The sequence below is a fragment of the Streptomyces africanus genome, assembly GCF_002150735.1.
In the GTDB taxonomy this organism is placed as follows: domain Bacteria; phylum Actinomycetota; class Actinomycetes; order Streptomycetales; family Streptomycetaceae; genus Streptomyces; species Streptomyces africanus.
Genome location: NZ_MUKA01000284.1, coordinates 1 through 18,939 on the forward strand (window position 1 = coordinate 1; position 18,939 = coordinate 18,939).

Sequence of the window (18,939 nt, forward strand, 5' to 3'; positions counted from 1 at the left end):
GGGGACGGCGGCGGTGGTGGGCGTGCGGCGTGTGCCGTCGGCGGCCCGTGCCGCTCCCGGTATCGCACCGCGGGGCCCCTTGGCGCGGGTGCCGGGAGCGGGGCGTGACCCCTCGTGCTGCTGTGTCGTGTCCGCGGGGCGGGGTTCCACGCACTGGTCCGCCCCCGACCGCCTTCCGTCCTCGCCGGTGCCCTCGCCCTCGACGGACCCCGCCGGGGCCAGCCTGCGCAGCACCACCGTCAGGCGGGAGCCGCTGGTGCCCAGGCCGTGGACCAGGTTGCGCAGGGCGGGCAGCAGGGACTGGGTGACATAGGCCAGCGCGCCGACCAGGGCGCCCGTGGTGACGCCGTGGGCCAGGAGCCACGGGGCGGTGGCGAGCAGCAGCACGATCGGCAGCTGGCCGCCGAGCGCCAGGGACGCCACGCGCAGCACGCCCCAGCGGGCCAGGGCACGCGCCGCCCGCAGCTCCGCCTCGACGCGTTCGCCGGTGCCGGCGGCGATGTGCGCCTCGGCCCCGGTCGCCGTGATGTCCCGCAGGCCCGGGCAGACGGTGCCCAGGTGTCCCGCGAGGGCCTCGTCGGCGACGAGGAACGCCTCCTGCCGCCGGGCGAGCGGCCGCAGTGTCGCCGCGAACAGTGCCACCCCGGCGGCCAGGGGCGGTCCCACGACCAGCAGGAGCGGCGGGGCGAGCGTGAACAGCCCGGCCAGGGCACCGGCGGCGGTGAACACGAAGGAGCGGGAGACCATGACCAGCCCCGCGAAGGTGTCCCGCGCGATCTCCACCTGCTGGGTGAGCCCCGACAGGGAGCTCGCGTCACCGGTCCGCACCCCTCGGGACACCACTGCCTCCACGAGCCGGTCCCGGAACGGTTCGACCAGCGCGGCGACGGCGGCGTACACCCGCCCCGTCCCGTACGCCCCGGCCAGGACACCGAGCCCGGCCACCGCCAGCCAGACCAGCCCCACATCGGGCCGCCCCCGCAGGAAGCCCTCGTCCAGGGCGCGGGCCGGCCCGTACCCGATGAGGAAGGTCTGCCCGGTCTCCAGGACCGACCAGGCGGTGAGCCGCAGCAGCACCCGCCACCGGGCCAGCAGGAACCGCAGGCCCCGCGAGGGCAGTCCGCCCCGCACGGGGCTGTCCGTCATGCCCGTCATGTCTCTGCCCCGCTCCCGGCCCCGGCGTACGCCGGTTCCGTCCCATCCCCGAAGGCCGCCCGGTACTCCGCGAGCCGCCACAGCTCCTCGTGCCGCCCCACCGCCCGCACCCGCCCCCCGTCCAGCCAGGCCACCGCGTCGGCGCACGCGGCCGTGGCGGCGCGGTGGGCGACCAGGAGCCGGGTTCCGGCCGGGCCGTCACCGAGGAGGGCGTCGGTGATGTGGCGTTCCGTCACCGTGTCCAGGCTGGAGAGCGCGTCGTCGAGGATGAGCAGTCGGCCGCCGTGGGCGAACGCCCGGGCGAGACCCAGCCGTTGGGACTCGCCGCCGGAGCGCGGGGCGTCGGCGACGGCCGTGTCGTATCCGTCGGGCAGGCGGCGGACGAAGTCGTCGGCGAGGGCCCTGCGGGCCGCCTCGCGGACGCGGTCGGGGGAGGGGGACGCGAGGCCCAGGCCGATCGCCTGCTCGACCGTGCCGCCGAGGAGGGCCGGACGGGCGAAGGCGCATCCGACGGCGCGCCGCAGGTCCTCGTGCGGCAGCTCGCGCAGCGGCACCCCGTCGAGGAGCACCTCGCCCGCGTCCGGGTCGGCCAGCCGCCCGGCGAGCGCGGCCAGCAGCGACTTGCCCGCGCCCGACCGGCCGACCACGGCCAGGGTCGTGCCGCCCGGTACGACGAGGTCCACCCCGTCGAGCACGGTGCGTCCGCCGCGCCGGGCCGTCACGCCGCGCAGCTCCAGCCGCCCGGGCCCGTCGGGCAGCCGCCGTGCGCCGAACGCGGCGGCGGGCTCGGTCCGGATCTCGCCGAGGCGCCGGGCCGCCGCACGGGCCCGGGCCAGGCCCGCGAGCCGGCCGACGAGGACGCCGACGCCCGTGGCGAGCACCGCGTACCGCGAGGCCGCGAGCACCTCGCCCACCGACAGCCGGTCCCGGGTCAGCAGCACACCGGCCACGGCGACGACCCCGAGCTGGAGCAGCGGAGCCACGGCGACCGCCTGTGCGGCGGCGCGCCCCTGCACCCGCCACATGCGGTGCCCGGCCTCGGACAGGCCGGGCAGCGGCCGCAGCACGCGCGCCGTCTCCCGGCCCTCCGTGCCCGCCGCCCGGACGGTGCGGAAGCCCTCGACGGCCTCGGCCAGCGCGGCGGCGATCCGGCCCTGGGCCCGTTGGTACCGCGTCGCGCTGTCCGTGGTGTCCCGGGCCACGGCACGCAACAGGAACGTCAGGACGGGCGCCCCGGCGAGGAAGACCGCCGCGAGCCGCCAGTCGATCAGGCCGAGCGCGACCACACCCCCGACGGGACCGGCGAGGGCGGCGAGCAGCGCCGCACGGGCCGCCGGCGTGGTCCCCGCCTCGGCGGCGTTGCCGACCAGGCGCGCGACGAGGTCACCGGAGCCGAAGCGGTCGGCGGCCCGCGGGCCGACGCCCAGGACGTGCCCGGTCAGCCGGCGGCGCAGCCACGCGGTGCTGCGGGCGTCGACGGTCCCGGTCAGGACGGTCTGGGCCGCGTCCAGCAGGGCGAGCAGCAGCACGAGAGCGGCGCTGTACAGCACCCAGCGGGTCGCCGGTGCCTGCGCCAGCAGAAGATCGAGCGCGCGGCCGAGCACGGTCGGCAGCAGCAGTCCGGCACCGGTCGCCGCGGTGCTGACCAGGCACAGCGCCGCACAGCGGGCCCCGCTGTACCGGGTGGCCGTACGCAGCAGCGCGCGGGCGTGTCCGGTCGCCGGGTCGTCGTCGGCACGCGTGGTCATACGGGCCTTTCGTGAAACGGGAGGACCCCGGGCGGCCCCTCCCCGAAGGGAGTCAGCCGCCCGGAGCCATGCCGCGGACCGTCGGTCAGAGACAGAGCAGGACGCTCGCCGCGCTGATGCAGGAGAGCAGGCTCACCGTGCTGGCGCCGCCGCCGTCCGTCCGCTCCTCGGACTCGATGGTCTGCAGGTCGAGAAGTGCCATGGTGTGTCCTTCCGTTGGGTGTCCGTCCGTGGTCATCCGTGGGGACGGGGTGGTGTCACGACTCCGCCGGATCGCGGAGCCGCGTTCAGTTGGGCCGCCGGTGCGGCGGCGGGAGGAACGGCAGGTGGGCGTCGGCCGCCGGGTCGAGGGCCGCGCCGAGCGCCAGCAGGCACCCTGCCGTTCCGGTGGCGAGGTCCATGGACAGCCGCATCATCTGGTTGCCGGGGAAGGCGAGTTGGCCCTCGTAGGCCATCGCGAACCAGCCGAGTCCCTCGATCTGCCCGGCCAGTCGGTCGGCGGTCGCGCCCGGCGTGGTCGTGCGGCTGAGGTGCAGGATCATTCCGGCGCGGCCCTGGAACAGCCCGGGCTGCGCGTAGAAGCGTGAGGTGGCGGCGGTGAGGACGCCGGAGCGGGCCGGCCCGAACTCCCCGGCCAGGTGCGGGGCGTGGGCCACGAGGTCGTCGAGGACCATGCCGATTCCCGCGCTGCCGTCGCCGAGGTAGGGCAGGGTCCGCCAGCCCTCGTCGACCTCCAGCGCCCCGCCCTCACGGGTCGCACAGGCCTCCAGGTCCCGGCGCAGTGCCACGGCCGCCGCCTCCAGCCACGCGGCCCGGCCGGTCCACTCGTACTGCCGCAGCAGCAGGAGCGCCGGGCCGGCCGCGCCCCGCAGCAGTCCGGTGCGCCGCCGGGTCGTGGCCGGGAGCGGCTCGGCGAGCCGTCGCACGAGGATCCGGGCGGCCTCGTCGGCCCGCTCGCGCAGCACCGCTTCCCCGGTGGTGTGCGCCAAGTGGCCCAGGACGAGGCCCAGTCCGGCCAGTCCGCCGTGCAGGTCGGAGGAGAGGTTCTGCCAGCGCTCCGCCAGGATGCCCTCGACCAGGTCCAGCGCCCGCTGCCGGTGCCCGAGCCGGTCCAGGACCAGGGCGACGCCCGCGAGCCCGTCGTACAGGCCGAGCGGTGTGCCGACCGGGGCCGGTGCCGTGCGGGCCAGCAGCCAGCGCTCGCCCTCCTCGTACCGCTCGGCGCCGATCGCGTCCAGCGCGTACAGCACCCCGGCCGCGCCGTGGGCGATCCCCAGCCCGCCGCCGTCGGAGAACTGGGCGACGTCGCCCGGGAAGAGCCGGTCGTCGCGCTCCGGGGTGGCCGAGGCGAGGATCGCCTTGACCATCGAGTCGCGGCTGTACGGCCAGTCGCCGGGGTCCACCGGAGAGGACGGAGCGGCCACCGTACGGCCGGACACCTCCCGCGTGATCTCCGCGACCGCCTCGTCGAGGAACTCCCGCGGCACGTCCGGGAACTGCTGGGCGATCACCTCGGCCAGATGTGCCGCCTTGCCGCGGTCGACCACGAACAGGGTGGTCACGGGCAGGAACAGGGCCAGCCGCAGACAGGCCAGCGCATAGCGGTCGACATCGGCGCCCCGCCGGTCCGGCGGCGCGAAGAAGCCCGGGTGGGCGACGACCTGGCGGCCGTTCTCCCGAGCCGGGGCCGCCGCCTCGAAGTCGAGGAGGAAGACCGTCTCCTCGTCCGGCGCGACCATGATGTTGAAGACGTGCAGATCGTTGAAGACGATGCCGCGCGCGTGCACCGCCGCCACGGCCTCCTCCACCCTGCGGTGGATGCGCAGCGCCCACGCGGTGTAGGAGGCGACGGCCTCCGGCTCGGGATCCTGGGCGAGCAGCGGATGCCGCTCCGCGAAGAACGAGTTGAGCGGACGGCCTTCCAGGAAGTCCATCACCAGGAAACGGTGGCCGCCGAGCTCGAACCAGTCGCGTACCTCCGGGACCACGCCCGTGCCCGCGACCTGCTCCAGCGCCCGCTTCTCCCGCTCCAGCCGGGCGATCGCGTCGGCGCCGTCCGAGGCCAGCCCCGCGTGCGGCCGGCCCTCCTTCAGCACGACCTTGCGGCCGTCGCGCGTGTCGGTGCCGGCGTACACACCGCCGCCGTTGGAGAAGTGCAGTGCCTTCTCGATGCGGTACGGCAGGTCGCCGGTCGTCGTGTTGTTGCGCGCCTGAAGATGGGGCTTGAGGAACTCCGGCAGCGTCACCCACTCCGGCACCTGGAAGGAGGGCGCCCGCCGGTCCGGCACCAGCCGCCCCTCGCCGTCCCGCACAGCCGGCACCAGCGAGCCCCGCTCGTCCACGACGAACGAGCGCGCGAAGGCGCCGTACCGGACGTACAGCGGCCCCTCGCCCCACCGCAGATCGGTCAGGATGTACGGCCCCTCGGCCCCCTCCAGCAGCGCCCCCAGCTCGCGCAGCACCTCGTGCAGCTGCTCCTCGCCGGCCGGATAGACGGTGACGAACTTTCCGCTGCCGTCGCGCGGCGCGTACTTGGTGTTGCGCAGGTGCAGCAGGTGCGGTCCCGGCACGAACTTGAAGGGGATCCGCCGCTCGACGCAGTAGTCCCAGACGATCCCGGCTGTCTCCTCCGCGTTCGCCCGGGTCGCCGAGGCGTGGATCTTCCAGCCCTGCGCCGGGCCCTGCACCGGCTCGCCGTCCGGGCCGAGCGGCGTCATCGTCAGCCAGTCGCCGATCCGCGCCGCCTCCCAGCCCTCGGGCACCGGCCGGCGGGCCGTCTCGTAGAGGTGCGCGGCCGCCGTCTGCGCGGCATCCTGCCCGCTGTGCCCCAGCCGGTCCGGCGTCTCGTAGAAGTGCCGGTCGGCGAGCGCGTACACCTCGTACCGCTTGTCCATGCGTCCCCCTCCGTGACCGGCACCGAGCCTTCCAGCCACGCGACGGGCCCGGACAGTCACGCCTGTCACGAGAACACCGTGCGGAACGCATGGGTAAAGACATGTTCGGTGGCTTTCGAGCGCCCGCGCCGGCTCGGCTCCACGGAACGCTCGCAGGGGCTGCGCAGGTGTCTCATAAGCGCTGTAATGGCCAACGTGGTCAGTGAGGGCGCACAAGAGCGCGGAACGCGAATGCTGCGTGCCGAAGGTGCCCTCAAAGCGATCGCGGCCGATCAGGAGTCGCCCGAACGGGTGCACCGCACTCTCGAACAGGCACTCGTCTTCGCCGGTGCCGCGTTCGTCGCCGTGTACGCGCCCGGCCAGGACGGGGAACTGCTCTGCCTCGTCGAGTCGGCCGGGGTGCCCAGGACGCTGTACGGGCTGCGCGACAGCTACCCGTGCGCCGGGCGGTCCCCGGTGGCCGAGGCCCACCGCGGCGGACGGCCGGTCTCGATGGGCCCGGCCGAACTCGCCGCGCACGCCCCGTTGCGGCGCGTGCCGTCCCGGGACTTCCATCTGATGGCCCTGCCCCTGCAGGGGAACGGCGGCGGTTGCCTGCTCGCCGTGAGCGAGCGCCCCGCCGGGTTCGACACCGACGACCGCACCTGCCTGGAACTCGTCTCCGGGGCGGTGGCCTTCACCGCCCCGGCCGCGCCCGCCGAGGGCGGTGACCTGCCGCCGGGTGCCTTCAGCCTCGCCATGGACACCGGCCGCGTCCGGGTCGGCGACGATCTGCTGGACCTGTTCGGCCTGGACCCCGTGGAGTTCGACGGCCGGGTCGAGACCCTGCTCGGCCTGACCGTGCCGGAGGACCTGCCCTCGCTGATGTCCGTCGTGGAGGCGGACCACATGTCCATCGGCGACCGGGAGCTGGAGTTCCGCGTGCTCCAGCCCACCGGGCCGCCGAAGTGGCTCCGGCTGAGCGGGCGTCTCCTGCCCGGCGGCGAGGGCCACCCGGCACGGCTCGTGGGCACCGTCGCCGACGCCTCCACCCTGCGCTCCGACGTCACCGACGTGGCCCGTGTCCAGCGCCTGGCCACCGCGCTGGCCACCGCCGTCACCGTCCGCGACGTCGGCAACGCCGTGGTCGCCGCCCTGCGCCGCCCGCTCGGGGCCGACCGGATCGCCCTCGCCGAGCTGGAGAGCGACCGGCTCGTCGTCACCGTCCTCGACCCGCCCGAGCCCGACAGCTGGCCCGAGATGTGGCGCGCGGAGTGGCGCGGCGAGTGGCCCGAGGCGCCCGTGCGCGCCATGCCCACCCTCGCCGCCGCGCTGCGCGAGGGCCGGGCCCGGATCTGGCCCGTCGGCAGCCCCCTGGAACGGGCCCTGGCCGAGGTCGGCCCCGGCGGCCTCGCCGTCCTGCCGCTGCCCGCCGGGAACCGCATGGCCGGAGCCTGCCTGATCGGCTGGGACACCCCGCACGACTTCGGCACCGACGAACGCGCCCTGCTCACCGCCTGCGCCGGCCTCGCCGGACAGGCCCTGGTGCGGGCCCGGGCCTTCGACGCCGAACACGAACTCGTCGGGATGCTCCAGCGCCAGCTGCTGCCGCGCCGGCTGCCCCGGCTGCCCGGCGCGGTGGCTGTCGCCCGCTACCTGCCCAGCACGGCGGGACTCGAACTCGGCGGCGACTGGTACGACGTCATCCCGCTGCCCGACCACCACGTCGCCCTGATCATCGGCGACGTCCAGGGACACAGCGCCGGCGCCGCCACCCTCATGGGCCAGATGCGCACCGCCCTGCGCGCCTACGCCGTCGAGGGACACCCGCCCGACGTGGTGGTCGGGCACGCCAACCGGCTGCTCATGGACATGGAGAGCGACCTCTTCGCCACCTGCGCCTACGTCGACATCGACCTGGAGGAGGGCGCCGCCTGGTGCGTGCGCGCCGGGCACCTGCCGCCGGTGCTGCGGTACCCGGACGGCCGGACCGAGATCGCCGAGGCCGAGGGTGGCCCGCCCCTCGGGGTGATCACCCAGGCCGACTTCCCCATGAGCCCGCTGCGCCTCGCACCCGGCACCGTGGTCGCCCTGGCCACGGACGGGCTCGTCGAGACGCCCGGCACCGACATCGACGAGGGCATGGCCCGCCTCGCCGGCCGGCTGGCCGACGCCGCCCCCGCCGACCTGGGGCTCGTCGCCGACGCCCTCCTCGGCAACGCCCCGCGCAGCGACGATGTCGCCCTGCTCCTCGTGCGCTACGACGGCATGGACCTGCGTCCGCTGCGGGAGAGCTGGACGGTGTGGCGCGTGCCGCAGGCGGTCGGGCACGCCCGCCGCTTCGCCCGGCGCACCCTGCGCTCCTGGGGCGTCACCGAGGACGTCGACGCCGTCCTGCTCGTCGTCTCCGAACTCGTCACCAACGCCCTCGTCCACACCGACGGCCAGGTCCGCATGGACCTCACGCTCATCAGCAACCGCCTGCGCGTCGCCATCGCCGACGCCTCCCCGCGCAGCCCGGTCCGGCCGGCCGGCATCAACTGGGAGGCCACGGGCGGCCGGGGCATCCTCCTCGTCGAGGCCCTGTCGGCGAGGTGGGGGACGCTGCCGGTCAGCGGCGGCAAGCAGGTGTGGGCGGAGATCGTGCTCGGGCGGTGAACACCCCCAGGATCACCTGTGACCGGGCCCGTTCGCCGGGTACCCGGGCGGCGCAAGACGGAGAACCCGAGCCGAAGGAAGTGGAACGTCATGGCTCAGCATGTCCGCGACATCATGACCAGCGATCCGGCCACGGTCGAGCCGCAGACCTCCGTCGCCGAGGTGGCCCGCATCATGCGCGACGAGGACCTCGGCGTCGTCCTGGTGACGGACGGCGACGACCTGCGCGGTGTGGTCACCGACCGTGACCTGGTGGTCCGGTCGATCAGCCGGGGCGGGGACCCGGAGCGGACCACCGTGGCCGGCGCGTGCAGTGACGACCTGGTCACCGTCAGCCCCGACGACGACCTGGACCAAGCCGTGGAGCTGATGCGCGAGCACTCCGTGCGCCGTATCCCCGTCGTCGACCACGGCCACCCCGTGGGCATCGTCTCCCTGGGCGACATGGCCATGGAACGCGACCCGGACTCGGCGCTGGGCGACATCAGCGCCGCGCGTCCCAACACCTGACGACAGCACCCGGCCGACCGGTCCCGCGCACGCACGGTGCGCGGGACCGTCGTACGGTGCGGGCAACAGCAACAGCCTTGCGCCGCACGGGACTTCAGAGCCCGGCCGGGACATCACGACCCGGGTTTGTCCGGTTGGTTCACGGGGACTCGAACGGCAGAGGACGCAGAAGGAAGATGATGAGCCGTGACGACCATGGAGACCAGTGACAAGCCCCTCGCCCGTCGGCCCGAGACCGGCTGGTCGAAGGCGCGCCGCCTGCGCGGCAAGGCCGCGCTGCGGACCTGCCTCCCCGCCGTGGAGGACCGGGCCACCACCAGGACCGCGCGCTCCGAGCCGGACTGGAACATCGTCCGGGGCGAGGACTGACCACTCCCCGGGGGGCCGCGCGGTGACGAGGGGCGTAACTGCGCGCATCGACAACTAAAAGAAGTGATGTTCACATCCGCCGGTTCACGACTATGGTGAACCGAATGAAGGCTCTCGTGCTGTCCGGCGGCGCAGGAACAAGACTGAGGCCGATCACACACACGTCGGCCAAGCAACTGGTGCCAGTGGCCAACAAGGCCGTGCTCTTCTACGGGTTGGAGTCGATCGCCGAGGCCGGCATCACCGACGTGGGCATGATCGTCGGGGACACGGCCGCGGAGATCGAGGAAGCGGTGGGTGACGGGTCGCAGTTCGGCCTCAAGGTCACCTACATCCCCCAGGAGCGGCCCCTGGGGCTGGCCCACGCGGTACTGATCGCCCGGGACTACCTCGGCGACGACGACTTCGTGATGTACCTCGGCGACAACTTCATCGTCGGCGGCATCACCGACCTCGTCGACGAGTTCCGCGGCAACCGGCCCGACGCCCAGATCCTGCTCACGCGCGTGGCCGACCCACGCGCCTTCGGTGTCGCCGAACTCGACCACTCCGGCCAGGTCATCGGCCTGGAGGAGAAACCCGACCGGCCCAAGAGCGATCTCGCCCTGGTCGGCGTCTACCTGTTCACCCCCCTGATCCACGAAGCGGTCCGCGCCGTCGAACCGTCCTGGCGCGGCGAACTGGAGATCACCCACGCCATCCAGCACCTGATCGACTCCCGCGCCGACGTGCGCTCCACGGTCATCACGGGCTACTGGAAGGACACCGGCAACGTCGGCGACATGCTCGAGGTGAACCGCATGGTCCTCGAGGGCATGGACCGCCGGATCGACGGCGATGTGGACACCGCGTCGGAGACCATCGGGCGCGTGGTGGTGGAGGAGGGCGCGCGGATCGTCAACTCCCGCATCGTCGGCCCCGCCGTCATCGGTTCCGGAACCGTCATCAGCAACTCCTATGTGGGTCCCTTCACCTCCATCGCGGAGAACTGCCGGATCACCGACAGTGAAGTCGAGTTCTCCATCGTGCTGCGGGACTCCTCGATCCAGGGCGTCGGCCGGATCGAGGCCTCGCTGATCGGCCGGCACGTCGAGGTGACGCCGGCCCCCAGTGTCCCCAGCGCCCACCGCTTCGTCCTCGGAGACCACAGCAAGGTGCAGATCACTTCATGAACCTCCTCGTCACCGGCGCAGCCGGGTTCATCGGCTCCCGCTACGTCCGCGCACTGCTCGCCCCGGACACGCCCGACGCGCCGCACATCACCGTGCTGGACAAACTCACCTACGCCGGCACCCTCGACAACCTCGAACTCGGCCATCCCCGGCTGGAGTTCGTACAGGGCGACATCTGCGACGCCGAACTGGTCGACAAGCTCATGGCCGACGCGGACCAGGTCGTGCACTTCGCCGCCGAGTCCCATGTCGACCGCTCGATCACCGGCGCGGCCGACTTCGTCCACACCAACGTGCTGGGCACCCAGACCCTGCTGGACGCCGCCCTGCGCCACGGCACGGGCCCCTTCGTGCACGTCTCCACGGACGAGGTCTACGGCTCCATCGAGACCGGCTCGTGGCCGGAGGACCACCCGCTGCAGCCGAACTCCCCGTACTCGGCCTCCAAGGCCTCCTCCGACCTGCTCGCCCTGGCCTACCACCGCACCCACGGCCTGGACGTGCGCGTCACCCGGTGCTCCAACAACTACGGCCCGCACCAGTTCCCCGAGAAGGTCATCCCGCTGTTCGTCACCAACCTCCTCGACGGCCACAAGGTTCCGCTGTACGGCGAGGGGCGCAACGTCCGCGACTGGCTGCACGTGGACGACCACTGCCAGGGCATCGACCTCGTCCGTACCAAGGGCCGGCCCGGCGAGGTCTACAACATCGGCGGCGGCACCGAGCTCACCAACAAGGAGCTCACCGGGCTGCTCCTCGACGCCTGCGGCGCGGACTGGGACCGGGTGGAGTACGTCGAGGACCGCAAGGGCCACGACCTGCGCTACTCCGTCGACTGGTCCAAGGCCCGCGACGAACTCGGCTACCGCCCCCGCCACGACTTCACCACCGGCCTCGCCGAGACCGTCGCCTGGTACCGCGACAACCGTGCCTGGTGGGAGCCCCTCAAGCAGCGCGTCGCCCAGGAGCGGGCATGAGGTGGCTGATCACCGGGGCGGGCGGCATGCTCGGCCACGACGTGGTCGGGGAACTCACCCGGCGCGGCGATGAGGTGACGGGCCTGGACCGGGCCGCCCTGGACATCACCCGGTCCGACGCCGTCGACACGGCCGTGCGCGACCACCGGCCCGACCTGGTCGTGAACTGCGCCGCGTACACGGCCGTCGACGACGCCGAGAGCGACGAGGCCCGCGCGCTGCGGATCAACGGCGACGGACCGCGCCTGCTGGCCCGGGCCTGCGCCGCGCACGGCGCCCGCATGATCCACGTCTCCACGGACTACGTCTTCGCCGGCGAGGCCCGCACGACGCCCTACCCGGAGGATCACCCGACGGGCCCGCGCACCGCCTACGGCCGCACCAAGCTGGCCGGGGAGCGGGCCGTGCTGGAGGAGCTGCCCGGGGCGAGCGCGATCGTGCGCACGGCTTGGCTCTACGGGGTGCACGGCGCTAACTTCGTGCGGACCATGATCGGTCTCGAAGCCCGCCGCGACACCGTCGACGTCGTCGACGACCAGCGCGGGCAGCCCACCTGGAGCGCGGACGTCGCCGAGCGGATCGCCGACCTCGGCGTACGGCTCGGCCCGGACGCGCACGGCGTCTTCCACGCCACCAGTTCCGGCGAGGCCACCTGGTACGAGCTGGCCCGCGAGGTGTTCGCCCTCGTCGGTGCCGACCCGGACCGGGTGCGCCCCACCAGCAGCGCGGCCTTCCCCCGGCCCGCGCCCCGCCCGGCGTACAGCGCCCTCGCGCACCGCCGGTGGCAGGAGATCGGCCTGCCGCTGCCGCGTGACTGGCGCTCCGCCCTGCACGAAGCACTGCCCCGTATCCGCAAGGAAGGTCCCCCTTCGTGAAACGCCATGAGTTCCTCCGGGAACTGCACAAGGTCAGCGCCAATCGCAACTACCTGGAGATCGGCGTCAACGACGGCCGCAGCCTGACGTTGTCCCGCGTCCCCAGCATCGCGATCGACCCCGCCTTCAAGGTGGTGTCGGAGCTGAGGTGCGACGTCCACCTGGTGAAGGCCACCAGCGACGACTTCTTCGCCCGTGACAACCCGCTCCAGCACCTCAAGGGCGGCCGTCACCCGCTGCGCAACCTGCGCCGCGGCCGCAGCCCGATCGGCTACTGGCGCAAAACGACGCTGGACCTGTCGTTCATCGACGGCATGCACCTGTTCGAGTTCGCACTGCGCGACTTCATGAACGTCGAGAAGTACTCGGACTGGTCCAGCGTGATCGTCCTCGACGACATGCTGCCGCGCAGCATCGACGAGGCGGCCCGGGACCGGCACACCAACGCCTGGACCGGCGACGTCTTCAAGATCACCGAGGTGCTGGCGCGTTACCGCCCCGACCTGGTCACGGTGCAGGTGGACACCGCGCCCACCGGTCAGCTCGTCGTCTTCGGCGCCGACCCGAACAACCGGGTCCTGCACGACAAGTACGACGAGATCATGGCCGAGTACAAGATCCCCGACCCCCAGAAGGTCCCCGAGGCGATCCTGGAACGGGCCGGCGCGGTACGCCCCGAGGCCCTCGTGGAAGCAGGCTTCTGGCGCCCCCTCGTCCAGGCCCGCAACCGCGGTCTGCCCCGCTCCATCGGCTGGGAGCCCCTGCGCAAGGCCCTGGAACAGGTGGGCGTCAGCCGCTGACCCCGCCGGCACCGTCGGCCGTCCTGCGGATCCGGGCCCGGGCGCTGCACGCGCCCGGGCCTTCGGCGTGCCGGGGGGACGTGACCCGGCCGTTCCGCGGAGTGCTGGCCACGGGGCCGGGTGCAGGGGTGCCTCTTGCTGCGGCGCCTGTGTCGATCAGCCACCGGCACCGGCCTCCGCGCCCGCGCAGCCTCCGTCGTGCCGCCTGCGCGCCGCGGACGGGTCCTCCGGCGTGTCGGGGCGTCGCGGCGGCTGGTCGTACGGCGTGATGGGGGCGCCGCGTGAACCGCGAGGCAGACCTGTTCCTCGGCCCCCGGCGTTCGCAGGGCCGGGGCGCGTGACCCGCGTACGCCCTCGCCGGGAACCTCGTGTTCGCACGGACGCGGCGCCGCCGCACCGGACGGCGCCCGCACGACCTCGCCGCCGCGACCTGGCACGCACCCCGCCCGGCCTTCCGGGCCGGCCTCAGGCGGCTGCGCGCCCCGTCCGGGCCCGCGACGCCCCGCGTGGCGTGGTCGGCGTCAGCCGTCCCCCTGCCGCCCCCGCAGCTCCTCGTAATAGGCCAGGCACGTCTCGTACGACGGCAGCAGGCCCTCGCGTTCCGCCTCGGCCAGGGTCGGGGCCTGGTCGTCCTTCGGGGACAGGAGCGGCTCGATTCCGTCGGGCCACTCGATGCCCAGGGCCGGGTCGAGCGGGTGGATGCCGTGTTCGCGTTCCGGGGCGTAGCCCTCCGAGCACAGGTACACCACCGTCGCGTCGTCGGTCAGGGCCATGAACGCGTGGCCCAGCCCCTCCGCGAGGAACACCGCGTGCCGGGTGTCCTCGTCGAGCCGTACGGCCTCCCACTGCAGGTAGGTGGGGGAGCCGACGCGGATGTCGATCACCACGTCCAGGACGGCACCGCGCACACACGTGATGTACTTGGCCTGGCTGGGCGGCACATCCGCGAAGTGCACACCGCGCAGCACGCCCCGCCGGGAGATCGAGCAGTTGGCCTGGGCCAGGGACAGGTCGTGGCCCGTCGCCTCGCGGAACTCCGCGCCCCGGTACCACTCGTGGAAGCTGCCCCGGTCGTCCGGGAAGACCTTGGGCTCCAGAACCCAGGCGCCCTCTATGCCCAGTGGTCGCATGCTGTCACTGCCCTCCGATCCCGAGACGGGAGACCTTCCGGCGCGCGGCACGGAGCACGCGCCGCGCTCGCCGCGCCAGCCGCAGTGCGACACCGGGCTGCGGCACCGGCGCCACCTGCACACGCCCGTCCGCCGCGCGCAGCGCGAACGGCAGCCCGGTGTACAGCGGCCGGGCGGCGTCCGGGGCCAGACACAGGGCCACCCTCCACACCCCGCCCGAGAGGCTCTCCGCGGGCAGGGCCGCCGCCAGTGCTGCCTCCGTCCCGCCCGCGGCGGGGGAGAGCGTGCCGGGCGCCTCCAAGATCTGCCGGGCGGAGACGAACCGCAGCCGCACCTCGGTCTCGCCGGGGACGTACAGCGGAAGCCGCGCCCGCACCTGGTCCCCGGTGACGGTGACGGCGGACTGCTGCACACGGCCCAGCCCGAGGCGCTTGCCGCGCGGGCCGAGCTCCAGGGAGAGGTTGCCGTGCGGTTCCGTCCAGTACGGCAGCGCCGTACGGCCTGCGACGACCCCGGCATCCGGCGTGGGCCGGCTCTCCGTCGGCGCCGGGCCCAGCCGGCATTCCCTGGTCCAGCCGCCCAGCTTGACCCGGACGAGCGCGTCCCAGACGCCGTCCCGCGGCAGGTCGGCCGGATCGACGGTGGCGGTCGCCCGCAGCGCCAGCCGGACCTCCTCGCCGTCCCCGACGGGCACGGTCTCGCGCGTGAGCCGCACGGGCTGGAAGTACTGCGCGGCACTGGACCGCTCCCGCAGCAGCAGGTCGGCGGTGGCCTGGCCGAAGCGCGCGGCGGTCTGCGCGGCCACCCACTCCACCGCCTCCGTGACGTCCTTCGGCGCGTCGTCCAGCGGCGTCGCCTCGGCGTCGGCGGGGAAGGTCATCGGCTCGCCGCCGGAGGTGTACTCGGCCGTGAAGCCGAGGCTGAGGGAGCCGTCTCGCCACTCCACGTGCCCGGGGGCCGCCTTGGGGGCGACACCCGCCTCCCACTGGGCGAAGGACACGACGTCCTCGTACCGGTCGGCCGCGGTCAGCGCGGCGACGACCTGCTGCGTCGGCTGGAGCCCGGCCGCGACACCCGGACCGAACCGCTCGACGACGACCTCGTGGATCTCGGTGAACAGCTCCCTGCGGTAGTCGTCCGGCAGCTTCAGCAGGCGGCGGGCCCGCAGCCGCTCGACCATCTCCACGCGCAGCCAGCGCCGGAAGAGCTTGTCGCGCACCGGTCCTGGCTCGGTGTACCGCTCGACGACGTCGAGGGCCTCACGGAGGTTCTTGAAGTAGCCGACCGGATCGAAACGCTCGAAGCCGGCGTTGGAGCTGTCGTCGCGCCGGAGGTGGTAGTAGCAGACGTAGTCGCTGAGCACGGAGACGTTCTCCGCGCGCAGATACGCCTCGGCGATGAAGACGTGGTCCTCCAGGCGCCGCCGGCCCTCGGGGAAGCGCAGGCCGATGCGGTCCAGGAAGGCACGGCGGAACATCTTGTGCGGGGTGAGGCTGTCGATGAGCGGGGCGTTCTCGACGGTGGCGCGCGGATGGTTGCGGCGGAACAGCTCCACCGGCACCCCGCGGCCTTTGCCGGCCATCTTGCCCACGACGACGTCGGCGCCGTTGGCCACGCCGTAGTCGTACATCCGCTCCAGGGCCTCGTCGCCCAGGTAGTCGTCGTTGTCGACGAACATGACGAACTCGCCGCGGGAGGCCTCGATGCCGACGTTGCGGGGCTTGCCCGACCAGCCGGAGTTCTCCTGGTGGATGACCTTCATCCGGGAGTCCTCGGTGGCGAGCGCGTCGAGCCGGGCCGGTGTCTCGTCGGTCGAGCCGTCGTCGACGAAGATCACCTCGTACTCGTCGGGAGGCAGCGACTGCCTCTGCAGCGAGGCGATGCAGTCCTCGATGTAGATCCCCGGGTTGTACACGGGGACGATGACGCTGACCTTGACCGGCATCGAGTTTCCGGGCCCCTTCGGGTCGCTTGCCGTAGACGTCCTGTTGTCTTGCGCGATGCCCGATGCTAACCCGGCCGGCGATGCCGCCTCACCTTTCGAGACCTGGCCGTGATCATCTCCGGCCACGGGGCAACTGAGCTGCGCAGTCCGTCTGTTCGAAGATCGGCCGGGTTCCCGGGCGGGGCGGCGGGAAGCCTCTAGGGTGAGAAGGTGCGCCTGCTTTTCATGTCCGATACTCACCTGCCGAAGCGGGCCAAGGTCCTGCCCGCCCCGCTGCTGGCCGAACTCCCGCACGCCGACGTCGTGTTCCACGCCGGCGACTGGGTCGACACGGCCACCCTCGACCTGCTGGAAGAGCGCTGCCGCAGGCTCGTCGGCGTGTACGGCAACAACGACGGACCGGACCTGCGCGCCCGGCTGCCCGAGGTGGCGTACGCGGACCTGGGCGGGCTGCGCTTCGGCGTGATCCACGAGACGGGCCCCGCCCAGGGCCGGGAGAAGCGCTGCGCCGCCCGATTCCCCGGCCTCGACGTGCTGGTCTTCGGCCACAGCCACATCCCCTGGGACACCACGGCCCCCACCGGCCTGCGCCTGCTCAACCCGGGCTCCCCGACGGACCGCCGCCGCCAGCCCCACTGCACGTACCTGACCGCCGCCGTCGCCGACGGCCGGCTCACCGACGTCGAACTGCACCGGCTGCCGCCCCGCACACCCCGCTGACCCGCACCGGTTCCGACCGCCGTGGATCCGCCGTCGAACCGCCGTGACATGATCGGCGCATGGTGCGGGACAAGCGGGACAAGGGATACCTCCTGGACAACCGGCAGGCCGAGGCCGGTACGCGCTTCGACGCGCTGTCCGCCCTCTTCGACGCCTCGACGTTCCGGCACTTCGATCAGGTCGGCGTCGCCGAGGGGTGGCGGTGCTGGGAGGTCGGGGCCGGCGGCCCGAGCGTCGCCGCGTGGCTCCGCGAGCGCGTCGGGCCGCGCGGGCGTGTACTCGCCACCGACATCGACGTGTCCTGGACCGAGGCGGCCGTGACCGACGGAGTCGAGGTGCTCCGGCACGACGTCGGCCGCGACGAACCCCCGGCCGGGCCCTTCGACCTGATCCACGCCCGCCTCGTCCTGGTCCACGTGGCCGAGCGCGACGCCGCGCTGCGCACCATGGTCCAGGCCCTGCGCCCCGGCGGTTGGCTGCTGGTGGAGGACGCCGACCCCGCGCTCCAGCCGCTGATCTGCCCCGACGAGCACGGCCCCGAGCAGGAGCTGGCCAACCGGCTCCGCACCGGCTTCCGTGAGCTGCTGCGGCAGCGGGGTGCCGACCTGGCCTACGGACGCAGGCTGCCCCGGCTGCTGCGCGAGGCCGGCCTCGTCGAGGTCGAGGCCGACGCCTACTTCCCGATCACCTCGCCCGCGTGCGACGTCCTGGAGGCGGCCACCGTCCGGCAGGTGCGGGGCCGGCTCGTCGCCGAGGGCCTCGCCACCGACGACGAGATCGACCGGCACCTCGCCAACGTAGAGGCCGGGCGCCTCGACCTCGCCACCTCACCGATGATCTCGGCCTGGGGCCGACGGCCCGCCGACGACGGCCCCCGGCTCTGACTCAGCGGGGCGGATGCACCGCTCCCTCCGTGGCGGTGAGCGGGGCCCCGCTGCCGCCCCAGCGCAGCGCGACGATCTCGGCGGCGACGGACACCGCCACCTCCTCGGGCGTACGGGCCCCGAGGTCGAGCCCGACCGGTGAGCGCAGCCGGGCCAGCTCCCGCTCGGTGAGCCCGGCCTCGGCCAGCCGCCGCGCCCGGTCGGCGTGGGTACGGCGGCTGCCCATCGCCCCGATGTAGGCGGCGGGCCGGCGCAGTGCTTCCTGGAGCAGCGGTACGTCGAACTTGGGGTCGTGGGTGAGGACGCAGACGACCGTGCACTCGTCGGTGTCCGTGTTCCGCAGGTAGCGGTGCGGCCACTCGGCGACCACCTCGACGCCCTCGGGGAAGCGCCGGGGCGTGGCGAAGACGGGACGGGCGTCACAGACGGTGACCCGGTAGCCGAGGAAGTCGCCGATGCGGGCGACGGCCGCCGCGTAGTCGATCGCGCCGAAGACCAGCATCCGCGGCGGCGGCGCGAAGGACTGGAGGAACACGCTGACGGAGTCCTCGCGGCGCTGCCCCCGAGGCCCGTAGTGCCGCAGGCCGGTGGCACCGAGAGCGAGCTCGCCGCGCGCGTCGGCCGTGACGGCCGCGTCCAGGCCGTCCGCGCCCAGCGTGCCCGACACCCGGTCCGGCCGGACGGCGAGCGCAGCCCCGCGCGGCGCCGGGCCGTCGGTCACCGTCGCCAGGGTCACCGGCTCTCCGGCCGCGACGCGGTCCACGACCGTGCCGAAGGAGGGATCCAGCTCCGGTGTGACGGGCCGCACGAGCAGCGTGATCTCGCCGCCGCAGGTCAGGCCGACGGCGAAGGCGTCCTCGTCGCTGTAGCCGAAGGTCTCCAGCCGGGCCTCGCCGCTCGCCACGACCTCCTGCGCCAGTTCGAACACCGCGCCCTCGACGCAGCCCCCGGACACACTGCCCACGACCTCCTCGTCCGGACCCACCGCCATCGCCGCGCCCGGGTCGCGCGGCGCGCTGCGGCTGACCTCGACGACCGTCGCGAGCCCGAACGGGAGCCCGGCGGCGTACCAGCGGCCGAGCACCGGGAGGATGTCACGCACGACCGGCTCCTTCCACAAAGC

General features: G+C 73.7%; 16 protein-coding genes. 9 read left to right on the forward strand and 7 right to left on the reverse strand.

The window, feature by feature from the left end:
- The 4 genes from CCL05_RS31445 to lanKC all read right to left on the reverse strand — a co-directional run.
- Window positions 1-1,146 (reverse strand): ABC transporter ATP-binding protein (locus tag CCL05_RS31445; RefSeq protein WP_483025081.1); only part of this gene is annotated, 1,146 nt, incomplete at its 3' end.
- 5 nt (window positions 1,147-1,151) lie between these two features.
- Entirely contained in the window at window positions 1,152-2,903 is a 1,752-nt protein-coding gene (locus CCL05_RS31450; protein WP_086564084.1) for an ABC transporter ATP-binding protein, read from the reverse strand.
- 85 nt (window positions 2,904-2,988) lie between these two features.
- On the reverse strand, window positions 2,989-3,105 hold the full coding sequence (locus tag CCL05_RS31455; protein WP_010040504.1) for a SapB/AmfS family lanthipeptide: 117 nt from the start codon (window positions 3,103-3,105) through the stop codon (window positions 2,989-2,991).
- An 85-nt stretch (window positions 3,106-3,190) separates the two neighbouring features.
- Complete coding sequence (gene lanKC, locus CCL05_RS31460; RefSeq protein ID WP_086564085.1) at window positions 3,191-5,797, reverse strand: class III lanthionine synthetase LanKC; 2,607 nt, start codon at window positions 5,795-5,797, stop codon at window positions 3,191-3,193.
- Between the two features lie 186 nt (window positions 5,798-5,983).
- On the opposite strand from lanKC, the gene CCL05_RS31465 reads away from it, so the two are divergent.
- The 7 genes from CCL05_RS31465 (at window position 5,984) to CCL05_RS31495 (ending at window position 13,137) form a co-directional block, all read left to right on the forward strand.
- Entirely contained in the window at window positions 5,984-8,434 is a 2,451-nt protein-coding gene (locus tag CCL05_RS31465) for a SpoIIE family protein phosphatase (protein ID WP_107400533.1), read from the forward strand.
- A 90-nt stretch (window positions 8,435-8,524) separates the two neighbouring features.
- Window positions 8,525-8,944, forward strand: coding sequence for a CBS domain-containing protein (locus CCL05_RS31470; protein WP_086564086.1), 420 nt, complete (start codon window positions 8,525-8,527; stop codon window positions 8,942-8,944).
- 186 nt (window positions 8,945-9,130) lie between these two features.
- Window positions 9,131-9,313: a hypothetical protein gene (locus tag CCL05_RS31475; protein ID WP_020272070.1), complete on the forward strand. Its 183-nt coding sequence runs from the start codon at window positions 9,131-9,133 to the stop codon at window positions 9,311-9,313.
- 104 nt (window positions 9,314-9,417) lie between these two features.
- Window positions 9,418-10,485 (forward strand): glucose-1-phosphate thymidylyltransferase, encoded by a 1,068-nt coding sequence (locus CCL05_RS31480; protein ID WP_086564087.1) that lies wholly within the window; start codon window positions 9,418-9,420, stop codon window positions 10,483-10,485.
- Window positions 10,482-11,462: a dTDP-glucose 4,6-dehydratase gene (rfbB, locus tag CCL05_RS31485; protein WP_086564088.1), complete on the forward strand. Its 981-nt coding sequence runs from the start codon at window positions 10,482-10,484 to the stop codon at window positions 11,460-11,462. Before CCL05_RS31480 ends, rfbB begins: the two co-directional genes overlap by 4 nt.
- Window positions 11,459-12,337, forward strand: a complete 879-nt coding sequence (gene rfbD, locus CCL05_RS31490; RefSeq protein ID WP_086564089.1) for a dTDP-4-dehydrorhamnose reductase — start codon at window positions 11,459-11,461, stop codon at window positions 12,335-12,337. Before rfbB ends, rfbD begins: the two co-directional genes overlap by 4 nt.
- Complete coding sequence (locus CCL05_RS31495) at window positions 12,334-13,137, forward strand: class I SAM-dependent methyltransferase (RefSeq protein ID WP_086564090.1); 804 nt, start codon at window positions 12,334-12,336, stop codon at window positions 13,135-13,137. The genes rfbD and CCL05_RS31495 overlap by 4 nt, the downstream gene beginning before the upstream one ends.
- A 521-nt stretch (window positions 13,138-13,658) precedes the next feature.
- Here CCL05_RS31495 and rfbC read toward each other — a convergent pair.
- Complete coding sequence (gene rfbC / locus CCL05_RS31500; protein WP_086564091.1) at window positions 13,659-14,267, reverse strand: dTDP-4-dehydrorhamnose 3,5-epimerase; 609 nt, start codon at window positions 14,265-14,267, stop codon at window positions 13,659-13,661.
- 4 nt (window positions 14,268-14,271) lie between these two features.
- Complete coding sequence (locus CCL05_RS31505; RefSeq protein WP_086564092.1) at window positions 14,272-16,212, reverse strand: glycosyltransferase family 2 protein; 1,941 nt, start codon at window positions 16,210-16,212, stop codon at window positions 14,272-14,274.
- Between the two features lie 210 nt (window positions 16,213-16,422).
- On the opposite strand from CCL05_RS31505, the gene CCL05_RS31510 reads away from it, so the two are divergent.
- Both CCL05_RS31510 and CCL05_RS31515 read left to right on the forward strand, forming a co-directional pair.
- Complete coding sequence (locus CCL05_RS31510) at window positions 16,423-16,932, forward strand: metallophosphoesterase family protein (RefSeq protein ID WP_086564093.1); 510 nt, start codon at window positions 16,423-16,425, stop codon at window positions 16,930-16,932.
- Window positions 16,933-16,991: 59 nt separating this feature from the next.
- Window positions 16,992-17,816 carry a class I SAM-dependent methyltransferase gene (locus CCL05_RS31515; protein ID WP_086564094.1) on the forward strand — a complete coding sequence of 275 codons (825 nt, stop codon included), beginning with the start codon at window positions 16,992-16,994 and terminating at the stop codon, window positions 17,814-17,816.
- 1 nt (window position 17,817) lies between these two features.
- On the opposite strand, the gene CCL05_RS31520 is transcribed toward CCL05_RS31515, so the two are convergent.
- Window positions 17,818-18,918 carry an XdhC family protein gene (locus tag CCL05_RS31520; protein ID WP_086564095.1) on the reverse strand — a complete coding sequence of 367 codons (1,101 nt, stop codon included), beginning with the start codon at window positions 18,916-18,918 and terminating at the stop codon, window positions 17,818-17,820.
- Window positions 18,919-18,939: the final 21 nt, after the last annotated feature.